This window comes from Pseudomonas sp. MPDS (genome assembly GCF_013283895.1).
GTDB classification, from domain to species: Bacteria; Pseudomonadota; Gammaproteobacteria; order Pseudomonadales; family Pseudomonadaceae; genus Aquipseudomonas; species Aquipseudomonas rhizophila.
The window spans coordinates 701158-716655 of the sequence record NZ_CP054128.1; the positions used below are offsets into that span (position 1 = coordinate 701158).

A 15498-nucleotide genomic window follows, 5' to 3' on the forward strand; every position below is an offset into this window, starting at 1 on the left:
GGTTGTGGAGAAGGTCCTGAATTTCAAGCAAGGGCGCGTGCCGCTGTTGATCAGCATGCCCCACGCCGGCCTGCGCCTGACCCCGGCGGTGAAGGCTGGTTTGATCCCTGAGGCCCAGAGCTTGCCGGACACCGACTGGCATATTCCCAAGCTTTACGAGTTCGCCGCCGAACTGGGCGCCAGCACCCTGGCCGCTGAATATTCACGGTTCGTGATCGATCTGAACCGCCCCGACGATGACAAGCCGATGTACGTCGGTGCCACCACCGGTTTGTATCCTTCGATCCTGTTCGATGGCGTACCGTTGTTTCGCCAGGGGCTGGAGCCGTCCGCCGCGGAGCGGGCGACTTATCTGCAACAGATCTGGGTGCCTTACCACCAGACCCTGCGGCAGGAACTGGCGCGGCTCAAGGCCGAATTCGGCTATGCCTTGCTGTTCGACGCCCACTCGATCCGTTCGGTGATCCCACACCTGTTCGACGGCAAGTTGCCGGACTTCAACCTCGGCACCTTCAACGGCGCCAGTTGCGCCCCGGCGCTGGCCAGCCAGCTCGAAGCCATCTGCGCCCGCCACGGCGAATTTACCCACGTGCTCAACGGACGTTTCAAGGGCGGACATATCACGCGGCACTACGGCAACCCGGCTGAGGACATCCACGCGGTGCAACTGGAACTGTGCCAGAGCACCTACATGGAAGAGTTCGAGCCGTTCAACTACCGTGCGGATCTGGCGGAACCGACCCAGGTGGTGCTCAGGGAATTGCTGGAAGGCTTGCTGGCGTGGGGGCAGCAGGCCTACAAGAAATAATGCCTGTTTCCTGGGGCTAGGGGGGGGTGGGAGCAAGCCTTGCTCCCTCAGATAGATGTGGCCTTGAGCCTCGCAGGGGAACGGTCGCCACCGTGCAAAACCGGGTCGCCACAGTTCATCTTCAGCCCCTCGACGCTGCGTAATGTTCCGGTCACGGTGCACTAAGACACCGACCTACAATAATCGCTGCCGCACGAGACCTTCCCGATGAAAAGACTGTTCAAACGCTGTCTGTCGATCCTCTGCGGTACCGCCATCCTGAGCAGCGGGGCAATGGCCGCCGAGCCGGCGTCCTGCCAGACGGTGCGCATGGGCGTGGTCAACTGGACCGACGTGATCGCCACCAGTGGCATGGCCGATGTGTTGCTCACCGGTCTGGGTTATGAAAGCAAACAGACCAGCGCCGTGCAGCAGATCATCTTCGCTGGCATTCGTGACAAGCGCCTCGATATCTTCCTGGGCTACTGGAAACCGGCGATGGACAACAACATCGCTCCGTTCCTGGCGGCCAACCAGGTGAGAGTCCTGGACCAGCCAAGCCTTGCCGATGCCCAAGCCACGCTGGCGGTGCCGGACTACGTGGCCGCAGCGGGCCTCAAGACTTTCGCCGACATCGCCCGGTTCAAGGAGCAGCTCGGCGGAAAAATCTACGGCATCGAGCCGGGCAGCGGCGCCAACACCACCATCAAGACCATGATTGAAACCAATCACTTTGGCCTCAAGGACTTCAAGCTGATCGAGTCCGGTGAGGCCGGGATGCTGGCGGCGGTGCAGCGGGCGGTGAATCGCAAGGAGTTCGTGGTGTTCGTCGGCTGGACCCCGCACCCGATGAACATCAATATGAACATCACCTACCTGACGGGCAGCGAAGACGTCTACGGCCCGAACGAAGGCGCCGCGACGGTCTCCACCGTCACCGCGCCGGACTACGCCCAGCGTTGTCCGAACGTGAACCGCTTGCTGGAAAACCTCACTTTCACCGCCGCCCAGGAAAGTCAGTTGATGGTGCCGATCATGGCGCGCAAGACACCCCAGGACGTCGCCCGGCAATGGCTGCGTGAGCACCCCGAGGATCTTCAGCGCTGGCTCACCGGGGTGACCAGTTTTGACGGCAAGGATGGCGTGGCGGCGGTGCAGGCCAGTCTCAAGAATTGACGATTAGATGATCGTGGCGAGGGGATTTATCTGTAGGAGCAAGGCTTGCCCGCGACGGCGATATGTCAGTCGACACTGATGTTGAATGTACCGCCGTCATCGCGGGCAAGCCTTGCTCCCACTTAGATCCCCTCGTCTCATAATCAGCGCCCATCCCGATCCTCTATGTTGGCGTCGTTCCATGGCTACTTATCCACTCTCCCAGGCAATGTCCGCCTTCATCGACCAAACCCTGAGCTTCAACGCCCCGGACAACAGCCTCCCTGGTCTACGCCAGGCCTACAGCCAGATGTGCCGGGCCTTCACCCCGCCATGCCCGCAAGCGCTGGCAGTCGAGGATTTCGAGCTGGCCGGGGTAGCCGTGCGGGCTTACTGCCCTCGGAGCGCGCCGCCGTCCGAAGGCTGGCCATGCATCCTTTATCTGCACGGTGGCGGCTGGGTGGTGGGTGATCTGGACTCCCACGACTTCATCTGCATGGAACTGGCCGCGACCCTCGGCGTGCTGGTGCTGGCGGTAGATTATCGACTGGCGCCGGAGCATCCGTTCCCCGCCGGCTTTGAAGACTGCCTCGCCGTGTGGCATCACCTGGCGGCCACCCCCTTTGCCATCGACCCTCGCCGTCGGCTGGTGGCCGGTGACAGCGCCGGAGGCAATCTCGCCGCCGCGTTATGCCTGGCCTTGCGCGATGCCGGGCAAGCGCTGCCACGGGGTCAGGTGCTGATTTATCCCGCCCTCGGTGGCCCGGCCCATCTGCCCTCGCGGCGCGAATGTGCCGATGCGCCACTGTTGAGCAGCAGCGATCTGGACAGTTATCACGCCCTCTATCTGAGCGACGCTCAACCGTCTTCCCTCGCCATGCCGTTGCTCGCCGATGACCTGAGCGGCCTGCCGCCAGCGCTGGTCGTCGTGGCGCAATGGGACCCGTTGCGCGACGACGGCGTCCTTTATAGCGAGCGGCTGAACAGCGCAGGTGTGGATGCTGTGCTGTATGTCGGGGGAGGATTGGTTCACGGCTGTTTACGTGGCCGGGGCCAAGTGCCGGAGGTCGATCAGATGTATCGCACACTGCTGGCGTATCTGGCTGACACGCTTTGACTGCGCAGGGGACATGCTCATTCGGGTAATTCGGGTTTATGATGCCGGACGGCAGATTAAATAGAAGTCCCCCCAGGGATGACTCGACCCCTTACGGAGCGCGCAATGCAGACTTTGTACCCGCAGATCAAACCTCATGCCCGGCACGATCTGGCTGTCGATGACACCCACACGCTCTATGTCGATGAAAGCGGTTCCCCGGAAGGCCTGCCTGTGGTGTTCATTCACGGTGGCCCGGGTGCCGGTTGCGATGCCCAGAGCCGTCGCTACTTCGATCCGAACCTGTACCGCATCGTTACCTTCGACCAGCGCGGCTGTGGCCGCTCCACCCCTCATGCCAGCCTTGAAAACAACACCACTTGGGATCTGGTCGAAGATCTGGAGCGCATCCGCAAACATTTGGGCATCGAAAAATGGGTGCTGTTTGGCGGCTCCTGGGGCTCGACCCTGGCCTTGGCTTACGCCCAGACCCATCCCGAGCGGGTACACGGCCTGATTCTGCGTGGGATCTTTCTCTGCCGTCCGCAGGAAATCGAGTGGTTCTACCAGGCCGGCGCCAGTCGCCTGTTCCCCGATTACTGGCAGGATTACATCGCACCGATCCCCCTGGACGAGCGCGACGACCTGCTCGCTGCTTTCCACAAACGCCTGACAGGCAATGACCAGATCGCCCAGATGCACGCGGCCAAGGCCTGGTCGACCTGGGAAGGCCGTACGGCGACCCTGCGCCCGAACCCGCTGGTGGTCGATCGCTTCTCCGAGCCGCAGCGCGCGCTGTCGATTGCCCGGATCGAGTGCCACTACTTCACCAATAACGCATTCCTTGAACCCAACCAGTTGATCCGAGACATGGGCAAGATCGCCCATCTACCGGGCGTCATCGTGCACGGGCGCTACGATGTGATCTGCCCGCTGGACAATGCCTGGGAACTGCATCAGAACTGGCCCAACAGCGAACTGCAGGTGATCCGCGACGCCGGTCACGCCGCTTCGGAGCCGGGTATTACCGATGCGTTGGTGCGCGCCGCCGCCCAAATGGCCCGGCGCCTGCTCGACCTGCCGCCCGAAGAAGCATGAAGGGGCTGTTGCAACGGGTCCGCGGCGCCCGGGTCGAGGTCGCAGGGGAAGTCGTTGGCGCGGTGGACCAAGGCCTGCTGGTCCTGGTAGCGGTCGAGCCCGAGGACACCCGGGCCAGCGCCGACAAGCTGCTGCACAAGCTGCTGAACTACAGGGTGTTCAGCGACGCTGATGGCAAGATGAACCTGTCCCTGGCAGATGTCGGCGGTGGCTTGCTGTTGGTGTCGCAGTTCACCCTGGCGGCGGACACCAAAAGCGGATTACGCCCGAGCTTTTCGACGGCCGCACCTCCGGCCTTGGGCGAGGAACTCTTTGACTACCTGCTCACCCACGCGAAACAGGTGCATGGCACTGTGGCATCAGGTAGATTCGGCGCCGACATGCAGGTGCATCTGGTTAACGACGGCCCGGTAACCTTCCTGTTACAGGTCTGAAAGTGTTTGAAACATCTTTTCGGTCCTGTTTCGAGGCAAAACAGGGAGTTTTCTCGATAAATACTTTGTTACCCCTGATGCGTTGTCACGCGGGCTACTAGATAATCGCGCGCTACGGGGGACCAGCGTTCGCTGGTCCATTTGACTTAGGTAGAGACTTGTCCTGGGCCGTTTGGGGAATCATTTTGTCCCATCGGAGTCGGAACAATGCTCGCCAACTTGGCAAGAGTGGCCTGCAGGTGCGGATTTCAATGCCGATACCTTGCAGATACTTTATCTGGCCGTTGGTTTTTTGATCTGTTTTCGGCGAGGGTTGCTCGTGATTGTTAGTCCCTGTAATGCACCAAAAATGACTGCCAAACGGTTTAGAAACGCTCTGGTAGCGGGCTCGGCCCTGCTGTGCCTGTTTGGCGCGGGCCAACTGTGGGCATTCAGCCTGGATGATGTATCGGCGAAGGCTCAAGAACTGGCCGGGCAAAAATTCGAAGCCCCGCGCAGCAATCTGCCGAACGAATTCCGCGAAATGAAATTCGCTGACTATCAAAAAATCCGTTTCCGCACCGAAAAAGCCGAGTGGGCCGATCAGAAGACGCCGTTCAGGCTGTCCTTCTATCACCAAGGCATGCATTTCGACACGCCGGTGAAGATCAACGAGATCACCGCGACCACCGTCGATGAAATCAAGTATGACCCGACGCGCTTCGATTTCGGTGACGTCAAGTTCGATCCCAAGTCCACGGAGAAACTGGGCTACGCGGGTTTTCGCGTGCTGTACCCGATCAACAAGGCTGACAAGCAAGACGAAATCATGACCATGCTGGGCGCGAGCTACTTCCGCGTCATCGGCAAGGGCCAGGTTTATGGTTTGTCCGCCCGTGGCCTGGCCATCGATACCGCCCTGCCATCGGGTGAAGAATTCCCGCGCTTTCGCGAGTTCTGGATCCAGCGTCCGAAGCCGACCGATAAGCACCTGGTGATCTTCGCCCTGCTGGATTCGCCACGGGCTACCGGTGCCTATCGCATGATCCTGCGTCCGGGCACCGACACCGTCGTCGACGTGAAGTCGCGCGTGTTCCTGCGAGATCGCGTCACCAAGCTGGGCATTGCTCCGTTGACCAGCATGTTCCTGTTCGGCGCCAACCAGCCGTCCAAGATCCTGAACTACCGTCGAGAGCTGCACGACTCCAGCGGCTTGTCGATCCATGCCGGCAACGGCGAGTGGATCTGGCGCCCGTTGAACAACCCGAAACACCTGGCCGTGAGCAATTTCTCGGTAGAAAACCCGCGTGGTTTCGGCCTGCTGCAACGCGGTCGTGACTTCAGCCACTACGAAGACCTCGATGACCGCTACGACAAGCGTCCAAGTGCCTGGATCGAACCGAAAGGCGATTGGGGCAAGGGCTCCGTCGATCTGGTTGAAATTCCGACCGCTGACGAAACCAACGACAACATCGTGGCGTTCTGGAGCCCGGAAAAGCTGCCTGAGCCAGGTCAGCCGCTGGACTTCGCCTACCGCCTGCACTGGACCCTCGACGAAGCCAACCTGCATTCGCCGGACAGCGCCTGGGTCAAGCAGACCCTGCGTTCGACCGGTGACGTGAAGCAGTCCAACCTGATCCGTCAGCCGGACGGCAGCGTGGCTTATCTGGTGGACTTCGAAGGTCCTTCTCTGCAAGCCCTGCCGGAAGACGCCGAAGTGCGTAGTCAGGTGAGCGTCGGCGAAAACGGCGAGATCGTCGAGAATAATGTGCGTTACAACCCTGAAACCAAGGGCTGGCGCCTGACCCTGCGACTGAAGATCAAAGACCCGAAACAGTCCACTGAATTGCGCGCCGCGCTGGTCCGTCCGTTGGTTCCGGTTGAAGCGCCGGCCGCGTCCCATGCGGTGACCACGACCCTTGCCAAGGCTGACAAGGTCGCCAGGCAGCAGAGCGATAAGGAAACCGCGCAAGAGAAAGAGCAGGAAAAAGAAGCCAAGGCCGACAACGCGTCCACTGCCGCTGAGTCGACCCCAACCCCGCAGGAACCGGAACCGACTGAACAAGTCCTGACCGAGACCTGGAGCTATCAGTTGCCAGCCGATGAGTAATACTCCAGTACAGCCAGAGACGCTCAGCGAGTATCTGGCCCATTTGCCCATGACCGATGCGCAGCGTGCCGAGCTGGCGGGCTGCAAGTCTTTCAGCGAGTTGCACGAGCGCCTTTCGTCGTCGACCTTCGATGCACCCACCGAGGCGGCGCAAGCCTCGGTGGGTCGTCGGCTGACCCTGAGCACCGCCGAAGAACTCGAAGACGCCGAAATGCTGGCGCTCGACGCCAGCGGGCGTGTCTGTCTCAAAGCCACGCCGCCGATTCGTCGGACCAAGGTGGTACCGGAGCCGTGGCGCACCAATATCCTGGTGCGCGCCTGGCGTCGCCTGACAGGTCGCACCAACCCGCCGAAGCCACCCAAGGACGAGCGCGTGCTGCCGCACGCACGCTGGCGCACCGTGGGTTCGATCCGTCGCTATATCCTGCTGATCCTGATGCTCGGCCAGACCATCGTCGCCGGCTGGTACATGAAGGGCATCATGCCGTACCAGGGCTGGTCGTTGGTGGACCTGGACGAAGTCCTGCACCAGCCGCTGTTGCAGACCGCTACCCAGGTGCTGCCCTATGCATTGCAGACCAGCATCCTGATTCTGTTCGGGATCCTGTTCTGCTGGGTATCGGCCGGTTTCTGGACGGCGCTGATGGGTTTTCTCGAGTTGCTGACCGGTCACGACAAGTACCGCATCTCCGGTGCCAGTGCCGGCAACGAGCCAATTCCCAAGGACGCCCGCACCGCGCTGGTGATGCCGATCTGCAACGAGGACGTGCCGCGAGTGTTCGCCGGTTTGCGCGCCACGTTCGAGTCGGTTGCGGCCACCGGGGACCTGGATCGTTTCGACTTCTTCGTACTCAGCGACAGTAACGAAACCGATATCTGTGTCGCCGAGCAGCAAGCCTGGCTGGACGTCTGCCGTGAAGCCGGGGGCTTTGGCAAGATTTTCTATCGCCGCCGCCGTCGTCGCGTCAAGCGCAAGAGCGGTAACCTCGACGACTTCTGCCGTCGCTGGGGCAGTGACTACAAGTACATGGTCGTGCTCGACGCCGACAGCGTGATGAGCGGCGAGTGCCTGACCAGCCTGGTGCGCCTGATGGAAGCTACGCCGGATGCTGGCATCATCCAGACCGCGCCACGCGCCTCGGGCATGGACACGCTGTATGCGCGTATGCAGCAATTCGCCACCCGGGTGTACGGTCCGCTGTTCACCGCCGGCCTGCACTTCTGGCAGTTGGGGGAATCCCACTACTGGGGTCACAACGCGATCATCCGCATGAAGCCGTTCATCGAGCACTGCGCCCTGGCGCCGTTGCCTGGTAAAGGGGCGTTCGCCGGAGCCATCCTGTCCCACGACTTCGTTGAAGCAGCGCTGATGCGCCGTGCCGGCTGGGGCGTCTGGATTGCCTATGACTTACCGGGCAGCTATGAAGAGTTGCCGCCGAACCTGCTGGACGAACTCAAGCGTGACCGTCGCTGGTGCCACGGTAACCTGATGAACTTCCGGCTGTTTCTGGTCAAGGGCATGCACCCGGTGCATCGCGCGGTATTCCTGACCGGCGTGATGTCCTATCTGTCGGCGCCGCTGTGGTTCTTCTTCCTGGTGCTATCCACCGCGCTGCTGGCGGTGAACACGCTGATGGAACCGCAATACTTCCTCGAGCCACGCCAGCTGTACCCGTTGTGGCCGCAGTGGCATCCGGAAAAAGCCATCGCGCTGTTCTCCACCACCATCGTGTTGCTGTTCCTGCCCAAGCTGCTGAGCATCATCCTGATCTGGGCCAAGGGCGCGAAAGAGTTTGGTGGCAAGTTCAAGGTAACGATGTCGATGCTGCTGGAGATGTTGTTCTCCATGCTGCTGGCGCCGGTGCGGATGATTTTCCACACCCGCTTCGTGCTCGCCGCCTTCCTGGGTTGGGCCGCTACCTGGAATTCACCCAAGCGTGACGACGACTCCACGCCCTGGAGCGAAGCCGTCAAGCGCCACGGCCCGCAAACCCTGCTGGGCTTCTTCTGGGCCTTGCTGGTGATCTGGCTGAACCCGAGCTTTTTGTGGTGGTTGGTGCCGATCGTCGGTTCGCTGATGCTGTCGATTCCGGTGTCGGTGATCTCCAGCCGAGTGGGCCTTGGCTTGAAGTCCCGCGATGAAAGCCTGTTCCTGATCCCCGAGGAATACGCACCGCCACAGGAACTGCTGTCGACCGACCAGTACACCCATGAAAACCGTTGGCACGCGCTGAACGACGGTTTCATCCGCGCAGTGGTCGATCCGCAACAGAACGCCCTGGCCTTTGCGCTGGCCACCTCGCGTCACGGCCAGGCCGAGCCGATCGAATGGCTGCGGATCGAACGGGTTCGTCATGCCCTCAAGGTTGGCCCGGCGGGCCTGAACAACAGCGAGCGACTGGCGCTGCTGAGCGACCCGGTGGCCCTGTCCCGCCTGCATGAGCAGGTCTGGAGCGAGGGGCATACCGAATGGCTGTCGGCGTGGCGTGCATCGGTCAAGGCCGATCCCCACGCTCCGTTACTGCCGCTTCAGCCCATGAGCGCACAGCCTCAACTGGCCTGATACGCAAAAAGCCCCGCTTCTGAAAGGAAGCGGGGCTTTTTGTTGGGGGCTGTTTGAGTATGTGAATACCGCCCGAATGGACCCTATGCGCAGACCATTACCCTAACCGTAACAGTTCGCCACTTAGCTTGATTGATGCCCTCGCCACAACACTCCTAATGTGGCCTCCACGACAGCGAACCCGTGGAGTGGTCATGACAACAACAATATCCCCCGACTCGCGCTGGACGCGGCGGCGTTGCGAAAAGCAGCGGCGTCTCGAGCTGGTGAAGGGGCTTGCCGACGGTGTGGTGTTGCCCACCGACAAGATCGTTGCGGCGCTGGAGGCGTTGATCCTTCCGGGCGATCGCGTGGTGCTGGAAGGCAATAACCAGAAGCAGGCGGATTTCCTGTCACGCTCTCTGGCCAAAGTCGATCCGGCGAAGCTGCACGACCTGCACATGATCATGCCCAGCGTCGGTCGCTCCGAACACCTGGACCTGTTCGAACGCGGCATTGCCCGCAAGCTGGATTTTTCCTTCGCCGGAACCCAGAGCCTGCGCATCAGCCAGTTGCTCGAAGACGGTCTGCTGGAAGTCGGCGCGATCCACACCTACATCGAGCTCTATGCCCGGTTGGTGGTGGACCTGATTCCCAACGTGGTGCTCTCGGCCGGGTTCATGGCCGACCGTGCCGGCAATATCTACACCGGCCCCAGCACCGAAGATACCCCCGCGCTGATCGAGCCGGCGGCCTTCAGCGATGGCATCGTCATCGTCCAGGTCAACCAATTGGTGGACGATGTCAGCGACCTGCCACGGGTTGATATCCCGGCGTCCTGGGTCGATTTCGTGGTGGTGGCCGACAAGCCGTTCTACATCGAACCGTTGTTCACTCGCGACCCGCGCCACATCAAGCCGGTGCATGTGTTGATGGCGATGATGGCCATCCGCGGGATCTACGAAAAACACAATGTCCAGTCCCTCAATCACGGCATCGGGTTCAACACCGCCGCCATCGAGCTGATCCTGCCGACCTACGGCGAGTCCCTCGGCCTGAAGGGCAAGATCTGCCGTAACTGGACCCTCAATCCCCATCCAACCCTGATTCCGGCCATCGAAAGCGGCTGGGTCGAAAGCGTGCATTGCTTTGGCACCGAACTGGGCATGGAAAACTACATCGCCGCGCGGCCGGACGTGTTCTTCACCGGTCATGACGGCTCGCTGCGCTCCAACCGCATGGTCTGCCAACTGGCCGGGCAATACGCGGTGGACCTGTTCATCGGCGCCACTTTGCAGGTGGACGGTGACGGACATTCTTCGACGGTGACCCGTGGCCGACTGGCCGGTTTCGGCGGTGCGCCGAACATGGGCCACGACCCGCGGGGGCGCCGTCACGGCACGTCGGCCTGGCTCGACATGCGCCACGGCGATGGTGAGGCGCCGCTGCTTGAGCGCGGCAAGAAACTGGTGGTGCAGATGGTCGAGACCTTCCAGGAGGGCGGCAAACCCACCTTCGTCGAAACCCTCGACGCGGTGGAGGTGGCGAAAAAAGCCGGCATGCCCCTGGCACCGATCATGATCTACGGCGACGACGTCACCCATTTGCTCACCGAAGAAGGCATCGCCTACCTGTACAAGGCCCGCTCGCTGGAAGAGCGTCAGGCAATGATCGCGGCCGTGGCCGGGGTCACTGCCATCGGTTTGCGCCATAACCCGAAAGACACTGCCCGTATGCGCCGCGAAGGCTTGATTGCCCTGCCTGAAGACCTCGGCATTCGTCGCACCGATGCCACCCGCGAGTTGCTCGCCGCCAAGAGCGTGGCCGATCTGGTGGAGTGGTCCGGTGGTCTCTACAACCCGCCCGCCAAGTTCAGGAGTTGGTAAATGCACGCCTTCAACCTGCAACCGAAAAAATTGTCCTTGGCCGAGCGCTTGGCGGATATGGCCGTGGACGCGCTGATCGACGAAGCCGACCTGTCACCCAAACCGGCCCTGGTGGATCGGCGCGGCAATGGCGCCCACACTGATCTGCACTTGGGGCTGATGCACGCTTCGGCGCTGTCGCTGTGGCCGGCATTCAAGGAAATGGCCGACGCCGCCCTTGAATGCGGCGAGATCGGCCTGCCGTTGCGCGAAGCCCTTGGGCGGATCGGCCGTGAGGGGGAAGCGGCGATGCTCGCTACCACCGATGGTGTGAACACCCACCGCGGCGCGATCTGGGCGTTGGGGTTGTTGGTAGCTGCGGCCGCGCTGGAACCTGAATCCAGCGTCGCCAGCGCCGTCACCTTACGTGCCGCCCGTCTGGCCTTGCTCAACGATCGCTACGCCCCCAAACCTTTCAGCCATGGCGCTCAAGTGGCCCAACGCTACGGCGTGCGCGGTGCCCGGGAAGAAGCACAACTGGCATTCCCGGCCGTCACCGGCCTGGGCCTGCCACAACTCAAGCGCAGTCGCGCGGCGGGGGCGGGAGAACAGAACGCTCGGCTCGATGCCTTGTTGGCGATCATGACGACGTTGGCCGACACCTGCGTGCTCTACCGCGCCGGTGAGCCGGGTTTGCAGGCCATGCAGCACGGTGCCAGAGCGGTGCTCGACGCCGGTGGCAGTGCCAGCCTGGGCGGTCGTCGCCAGTTGCATGCGCTGGACCAACAACTGATTGCCATGAACGCCTCGCCCGGCGGCGCTGCTGACTTGCTCGCCGCCTGCCTGTTCCTCGACCGTATCGAGCGCGGCGATGGCCTCTTCCCAGGAGTGTGCTGATGCAAACCTTATCCTTTGAATTTCCCGCCGGGCAGCCGCCACGGGGCCGGGCGCTGGTGGGCTGTGTCGGCTCGGGCGACCTGGAAGTGCTGATCGAGCCGGGCCTGGCGGGCAAGTTGACCATTCAGGTGCAGACCTCGGTCAACGGCAGTGAACAACGCTGGCAACACCTGTTCGCCCGCATGTTCGACGGCCAGATGCCGCCGGCCCTGGCGATCGACATCCACGATTTCGGCGCCACCCCCGGGGTGGTGCGGTTGCGCCTGGAACAAGGCTTCGAGGAGATCGGCCATGACTGACAGCGCCGCGTTGCTCAACAAACACAGCTTCGTCGAGCTGGGTGCCCGGCAACGGGCCAAGGCCTTGCTGGATAACGGTTCATTCCGTGAACTGCTCGACCCCTTTCAGCGAGTCATGTCGCCGTGGCTGCTGCGCCAGGGCGTGGTGCCGCAAAGCGACGACGGTGTGGTGATCGCCAAGGGTTTGCTGGATGGCCTGCCGGTGGTGATCGCGGCCATCGAAGGCGCGTTCCAGGGCGGCAGCCTTGGCGAAGTCGGCGGGGCGAAGATCGCCGGCGCGCTGGAGCTGGCCGCTGAAGACAACCGCAAGGGCATCCCGACCCGCGCCGTGTTGCTGCTGGAAACCGGCGGCGTGCGTCTGCAAGAGGCCAATCTGGGGCTGGCGGCGATTGCCGAGATTCATTCGGCGATTGTCGACTTGCGCCAGTACCAGCCCGTCATCGGCGTGGTGGCCGGCAGCGTCGGTTGTTTTGGCGGCATGTCCATCGCCGCCGGGCTGTGCAGCTATCTGCTGGTGACCCAGGAAGCGCGACTGGGCCTGAACGGTCCGCAAGTGATCGAGCAAGAAGCCGGGATCGACGAGTACGACTCGCGTGATCGGCCGTTCATCTGGAGCCTGACCGGCGGTGAGCAACGCTTCGCCACCGGGTTGGTGGACCGCTATGTGGCTGATGACGTGGCGCAGATCCGCGAGCAAGTCAGCCAGTTGTTGCAGTTGGGTGTACCCGCCGAGCACCGCAGCGGTCAGGCCGAAGTGTTCCTGCAACGTTTGGCCCGACTGGACACTGAAGTGCAAATCGAACCGGCCGCGGTTCGCCAGCTGTATCAGGGAGAACGCCCATGAATTCGTATTCGTTGAGAGGCTTGCGCTGGTTCGAGGCTCTGAGCGACGGCGCCACGCCGTTGGCAGGATTGCCCGCTTCTCTGAAAGTGGCCGACGTCACGCTGGGCGAGCAGAACGTGCGGCTGTTGGCCGTCGTGGCCGATCCCGATAGCCGTTTCCCTCGTGCCCGCAACGGCGAAGTCGGTTTGCTGGAAGGCTGGGGCTTGGCCAAGGCCGTGGATGAGGCTATTGACGCCGACCGTGATGCGTCCAGCAAGCGCGCGCTGATTGCCATCGTCGATGTGCCGAGCCAGGCCTATGGTCGTCGCGAAGAAGCCCTCGGCATTCATCAGGCCCTGGCCGGTGCCGCAGACAGTTATGCCCGAGCGCGGCTGGCCGGGCATCCGGTGATTGGTTTGCTGGTGGGCAAGGCGATGTCCGGGGCGTTCCTGGCCCACGGTTATCAGGCCAACCGGTTGATCGCCTTGCGTGATCCGGGTGTGATGGTCCACGCCATGGGCAAGGCCTCGGCGGCGCGGGTGACCCTGCGCAGTGTCGAAGAGCTTGAGGCCCTGGCCGCCAGCGTGCCGCCGATGGCCTACGACATCGACAGTTTCGCCAGCCTCGGTTTGCTCTGGGAAACCCTGTCGGTGGAGCAGATCGAACAGCCAAACGCGGCGGATCTGGCACGGGTCAGGGATTGTCTGCAACAGGCGATCAACGAAGTGGCAGGTGCGCCTCGGGACCTGAGCAGCCGTCTCGGGGCGACGCATCGTGCGGCTTCCAGCACCGTTCGCCAATTGTTGAGAGCGCAGTGGTGAGCACCTTCCTGGCCCACGACCTGCTATGGGGAATGACTCCACAGGCGTTGCCTGCGGATGCGCCGGCGTGGGTCATTGAGTCCTTGAGCCTTGAGCAGCCGGTGGTGGTGCGGCGAGCGATCACCGCGCCGGGACACATTGCCGTGGGCGTGCGAGGCGTCTCGCGGGAACAGCGTTACGCCACGTCGATGCCGGTGGCGGCGATCCAGCGCCGGGTGCGCCCGGAGGACCTTTGCCATGTCGCATTGCGCCGTGACTTGCCGGCGTTGCAGGCGCTCGCTCAAGTGCGGCCAATGCTGGATGCCAGCGGCTGGATCTGGGGCGTCAGCGGCAGCGCCGGATTTGAACTGGCCAGTGGCATCCAGGCGCTGCATGCACGCAGCGATCTGGACTTGATCCTGCGCACACCGGATCCGCTGGATCGTATCCAGGCCAGGGATTTGTTGGCACAACTGGACGGTTCGACGTGCGCCGTGGACATGCAACTGCAAACCCCCTTCGGCGCCGTCGCCCTGCGCGAGTGGGCCGGCTCGGCGCGGCGGGTATTGCTCAAGGATAATCTTCAGGCGCGTCTGGTGACCGATCCATGGCAACCGGCGCTGGAGCAAGTGGCGTGAGCAGCCTTTTGGTATTCCCCGGCCAGGGTGCGCAGCGAGCGGGCATGCTCCAGGGCGTGTCGCCGCAACTGCTGGAACTGGCTTGTGAAGTGCTGGGCGAAAACGTACGACAGCTGGACAGCACCGAGGCGTTGCAATCGACCCGAGCCGTACAACTGTGTCTGTTGATCGCGGGTGTCGCGGCGGCCCGGCAATTGTTGGAACAGGCACCTGTGCCGGATTACGTCGCGGGCCTGTCCATCGGCGCGTACCCGGCGGCGGTGGTGGCTGGTGCGCTGGGGTTCGATGATGCATTGCGCCTGGTCAGCCTGCGTGGCGAACTGATGCAGCAGGCGTATCCGCGAGGCTACGGCATGACGGCGATCATCGGCCTTGATCTGGCGACAGTGGAGGCGTTGCTCGCGCAGGTACACAGCGCCATGACGCCGGTTTACCTGGCCAACATCAATGCCGATAACCAGGTGGTCATCGCTGGCAGTGACGAGGCCATGGCCAGCGTTGCCGAGAGAGCACGCCGCCAGGGCGCCGCGAAAGCGTGTCGGCTGGCGGTGAGCGTACCGTCCCACTGCCCGTTGCTGGAGGTCCCGGCCCGGGCGTTGGCCCAGGTGTTTGCCGACGTGTCGTTGAAAGCGCCCGCTTTGGGTTATCTGAGCGGCAGTCGTGCCCGGCCCGTGGTGAACACCGACGCCTTGCGTGAGGACCTGGCCTTCAACATGTGCCGCGTGGTGGATTGGCGCGGCACCGTGCAAAGCGCCTACGAGCGAGGCGTGCGGTTACAGATCGAACTGCCACCCGGTGCGGTTTTGACGGGACTGGCGCGTCGGGTGTTCGAGCAGGGCACCGTCATTGCCTTCGACGGTGCGCGCCTGGACACCTTGCAGACGCTGCTCAGAGAGGAGGGACGCCGCCGACCCTAAACCACCGACTCAAGCTGGCGAAGCACAAAAACAACAACTTCGACGATGCACTTTGAGG

At 62.6% G+C, this 15498-nt stretch carries 14 protein-coding genes; all 14 read left to right on the plus strand.

Annotated features, from left to right (window positions below):
* Positions 1–4: 4 nt before the first annotated feature.
* Positions 5–808 (plus strand): N-formylglutamate deformylase, encoded by an 804-nt coding sequence (hutG, locus tag HQ912_RS03000; RefSeq protein ID WP_173406459.1) that lies wholly within the window; start codon positions 5–7, stop codon positions 806–808.
* 207 nt (positions 809–1015) lie between these two features.
* A complete protein-coding gene (locus HQ912_RS03005) occupies positions 1016–1963 on the plus strand; it encodes a choline ABC transporter substrate-binding protein (protein ID WP_047226939.1) in 948 nt (315 codons plus the stop codon).
* Positions 1964–2144: 181 nt separating this feature from the next.
* Positions 2145–3059 carry an alpha/beta hydrolase gene (locus tag HQ912_RS03010; RefSeq protein ID WP_047226940.1) on the plus strand — a complete coding sequence of 305 codons (915 nt, stop codon included), beginning with the start codon at positions 2145–2147 and terminating at the stop codon, positions 3057–3059.
* Between the two features lie 105 nt (positions 3060–3164).
* Positions 3165–4136 (plus strand): prolyl aminopeptidase, encoded by a 972-nt coding sequence (gene pip, locus HQ912_RS03015; protein WP_047226941.1) that lies wholly within the window; start codon positions 3165–3167, stop codon positions 4134–4136.
* Positions 4133–4570 carry a D-aminoacyl-tRNA deacylase gene (gene dtd, locus HQ912_RS03020; RefSeq protein ID WP_076383364.1) on the plus strand — a complete coding sequence of 146 codons (438 nt, stop codon included), beginning with the start codon at positions 4133–4135 and terminating at the stop codon, positions 4568–4570. Before pip ends, dtd begins: the two co-directional genes overlap by 4 nt.
* Positions 4571–4919: 349 nt before the next feature.
* On the plus strand, positions 4920–6659 hold the full coding sequence (locus HQ912_RS03025; protein ID WP_218277732.1) for a glucan biosynthesis protein G: 1740 nt from the start codon (positions 4920–4922) through the stop codon (positions 6657–6659).
* Positions 6652–9222 (plus strand): glucans biosynthesis glucosyltransferase MdoH, encoded by a 2571-nt coding sequence (gene mdoH, locus HQ912_RS03030; RefSeq protein WP_047226943.1) that lies wholly within the window; start codon positions 6652–6654, stop codon positions 9220–9222. Before HQ912_RS03025 ends, mdoH begins: the two co-directional genes overlap by 8 nt.
* A 194-nt stretch (positions 9223–9416) precedes the next feature.
* Positions 9417–11087, plus strand: a complete 1671-nt coding sequence (mdcA, locus tag HQ912_RS03035) for a malonate decarboxylase subunit alpha (protein WP_173406460.1) — start codon at positions 9417–9419, stop codon at positions 11085–11087.
* Complete coding sequence (locus HQ912_RS03040; protein WP_047226945.1) at positions 11088–11963, plus strand: triphosphoribosyl-dephospho-CoA synthase; 876 nt, start codon at positions 11088–11090, stop codon at positions 11961–11963.
* Positions 11963–12262 carry a malonate decarboxylase subunit delta gene (locus HQ912_RS03045; protein WP_047226946.1) on the plus strand — a complete coding sequence of 100 codons (300 nt, stop codon included), beginning with the start codon at positions 11963–11965 and terminating at the stop codon, positions 12260–12262. Before HQ912_RS03040 ends, HQ912_RS03045 begins: the two co-directional genes overlap by 1 nt.
* The gene (locus tag HQ912_RS03050; protein ID WP_047226947.1) at positions 12255–13106 is read left to right on the plus strand and encodes a biotin-independent malonate decarboxylase subunit beta; all 852 of its coding nucleotides are present in this window, start codon (positions 12255–12257) and stop codon (positions 13104–13106) included. Before HQ912_RS03045 ends, HQ912_RS03050 begins: the two co-directional genes overlap by 8 nt.
* Positions 13103–13906: a biotin-independent malonate decarboxylase subunit gamma gene (gene mdcE / locus HQ912_RS03055; RefSeq protein ID WP_047226948.1), complete on the plus strand. Its 804-nt coding sequence runs from the start codon at positions 13103–13105 to the stop codon at positions 13904–13906. The genes HQ912_RS03050 and mdcE overlap by 4 nt, the downstream gene beginning before the upstream one ends.
* The gene (locus HQ912_RS03060; protein ID WP_260990062.1) at positions 13900–14523 is read left to right on the plus strand and encodes a malonate decarboxylase holo-ACP synthase; all 624 of its coding nucleotides are present in this window, start codon (positions 13900–13902) and stop codon (positions 14521–14523) included. The genes mdcE and HQ912_RS03060 overlap by 7 nt, the downstream gene beginning before the upstream one ends.
* Positions 14520–15440 carry a malonate decarboxylase subunit epsilon gene (mdcH, locus tag HQ912_RS03065; RefSeq protein ID WP_076383367.1) on the plus strand — a complete coding sequence of 307 codons (921 nt, stop codon included), beginning with the start codon at positions 14520–14522 and terminating at the stop codon, positions 15438–15440. Before HQ912_RS03060 ends, mdcH begins: the two co-directional genes overlap by 4 nt.
* Positions 15441–15498 lie beyond the last annotated feature (58 nt).

What these genes read in the sequence shown, in the direction of transcription:
- HQ912_RS03005 (WP_047226939.1), top strand. Translation starts at nt 1,016, where the DNA reads ATGAAAAGACTGTTCAAACGCTGTCTGTCGATCCTCTGCGGTACCGCC.
- HQ912_RS03010 (WP_047226940.1), top strand. Translation starts at nt 2,145, where the DNA reads ATGGCTACTTATCCACTCTCCCAGGCAATGTCCGCCTTCATCGACCAA.
- pip (WP_047226941.1), top strand. Translation starts at nt 3,165, where the DNA reads ATGCAGACTTTGTACCCGCAGATCAAACCTCATGCCCGGCACGATCTG.
- dtd (WP_076383364.1), top strand. Translation starts at nt 4,133, where the DNA reads ATGAAGGGGCTGTTGCAACGGGTCCGCGGCGCCCGGGTCGAGGTCGCA.
- HQ912_RS03025 (WP_218277732.1), top strand. Translation starts at nt 4,920, where the DNA reads ATGACTGCCAAACGGTTTAGAAACGCTCTGGTAGCGGGCTCGGCCCTG.
- mdoH (WP_047226943.1), top strand. Translation starts at nt 6,652, where the DNA reads ATGAGTAATACTCCAGTACAGCCAGAGACGCTCAGCGAGTATCTGGCC.
- mdcA (WP_173406460.1), top strand. Translation starts at nt 9,417, where the DNA reads ATGACAACAACAATATCCCCCGACTCGCGCTGGACGCGGCGGCGTTGC.
- HQ912_RS03040 (WP_047226945.1), top strand. Translation starts at nt 11,088, where the DNA reads ATGCACGCCTTCAACCTGCAACCGAAAAAATTGTCCTTGGCCGAGCGC.
- HQ912_RS03045 (WP_047226946.1), top strand. Translation starts at nt 11,963, where the DNA reads ATGCAAACCTTATCCTTTGAATTTCCCGCCGGGCAGCCGCCACGGGGC.
- HQ912_RS03050 (WP_047226947.1), top strand. Translation starts at nt 12,255, where the DNA reads ATGACTGACAGCGCCGCGTTGCTCAACAAACACAGCTTCGTCGAGCTG.
- mdcE (WP_047226948.1), top strand. Translation starts at nt 13,103, where the DNA reads ATGAATTCGTATTCGTTGAGAGGCTTGCGCTGGTTCGAGGCTCTGAGC.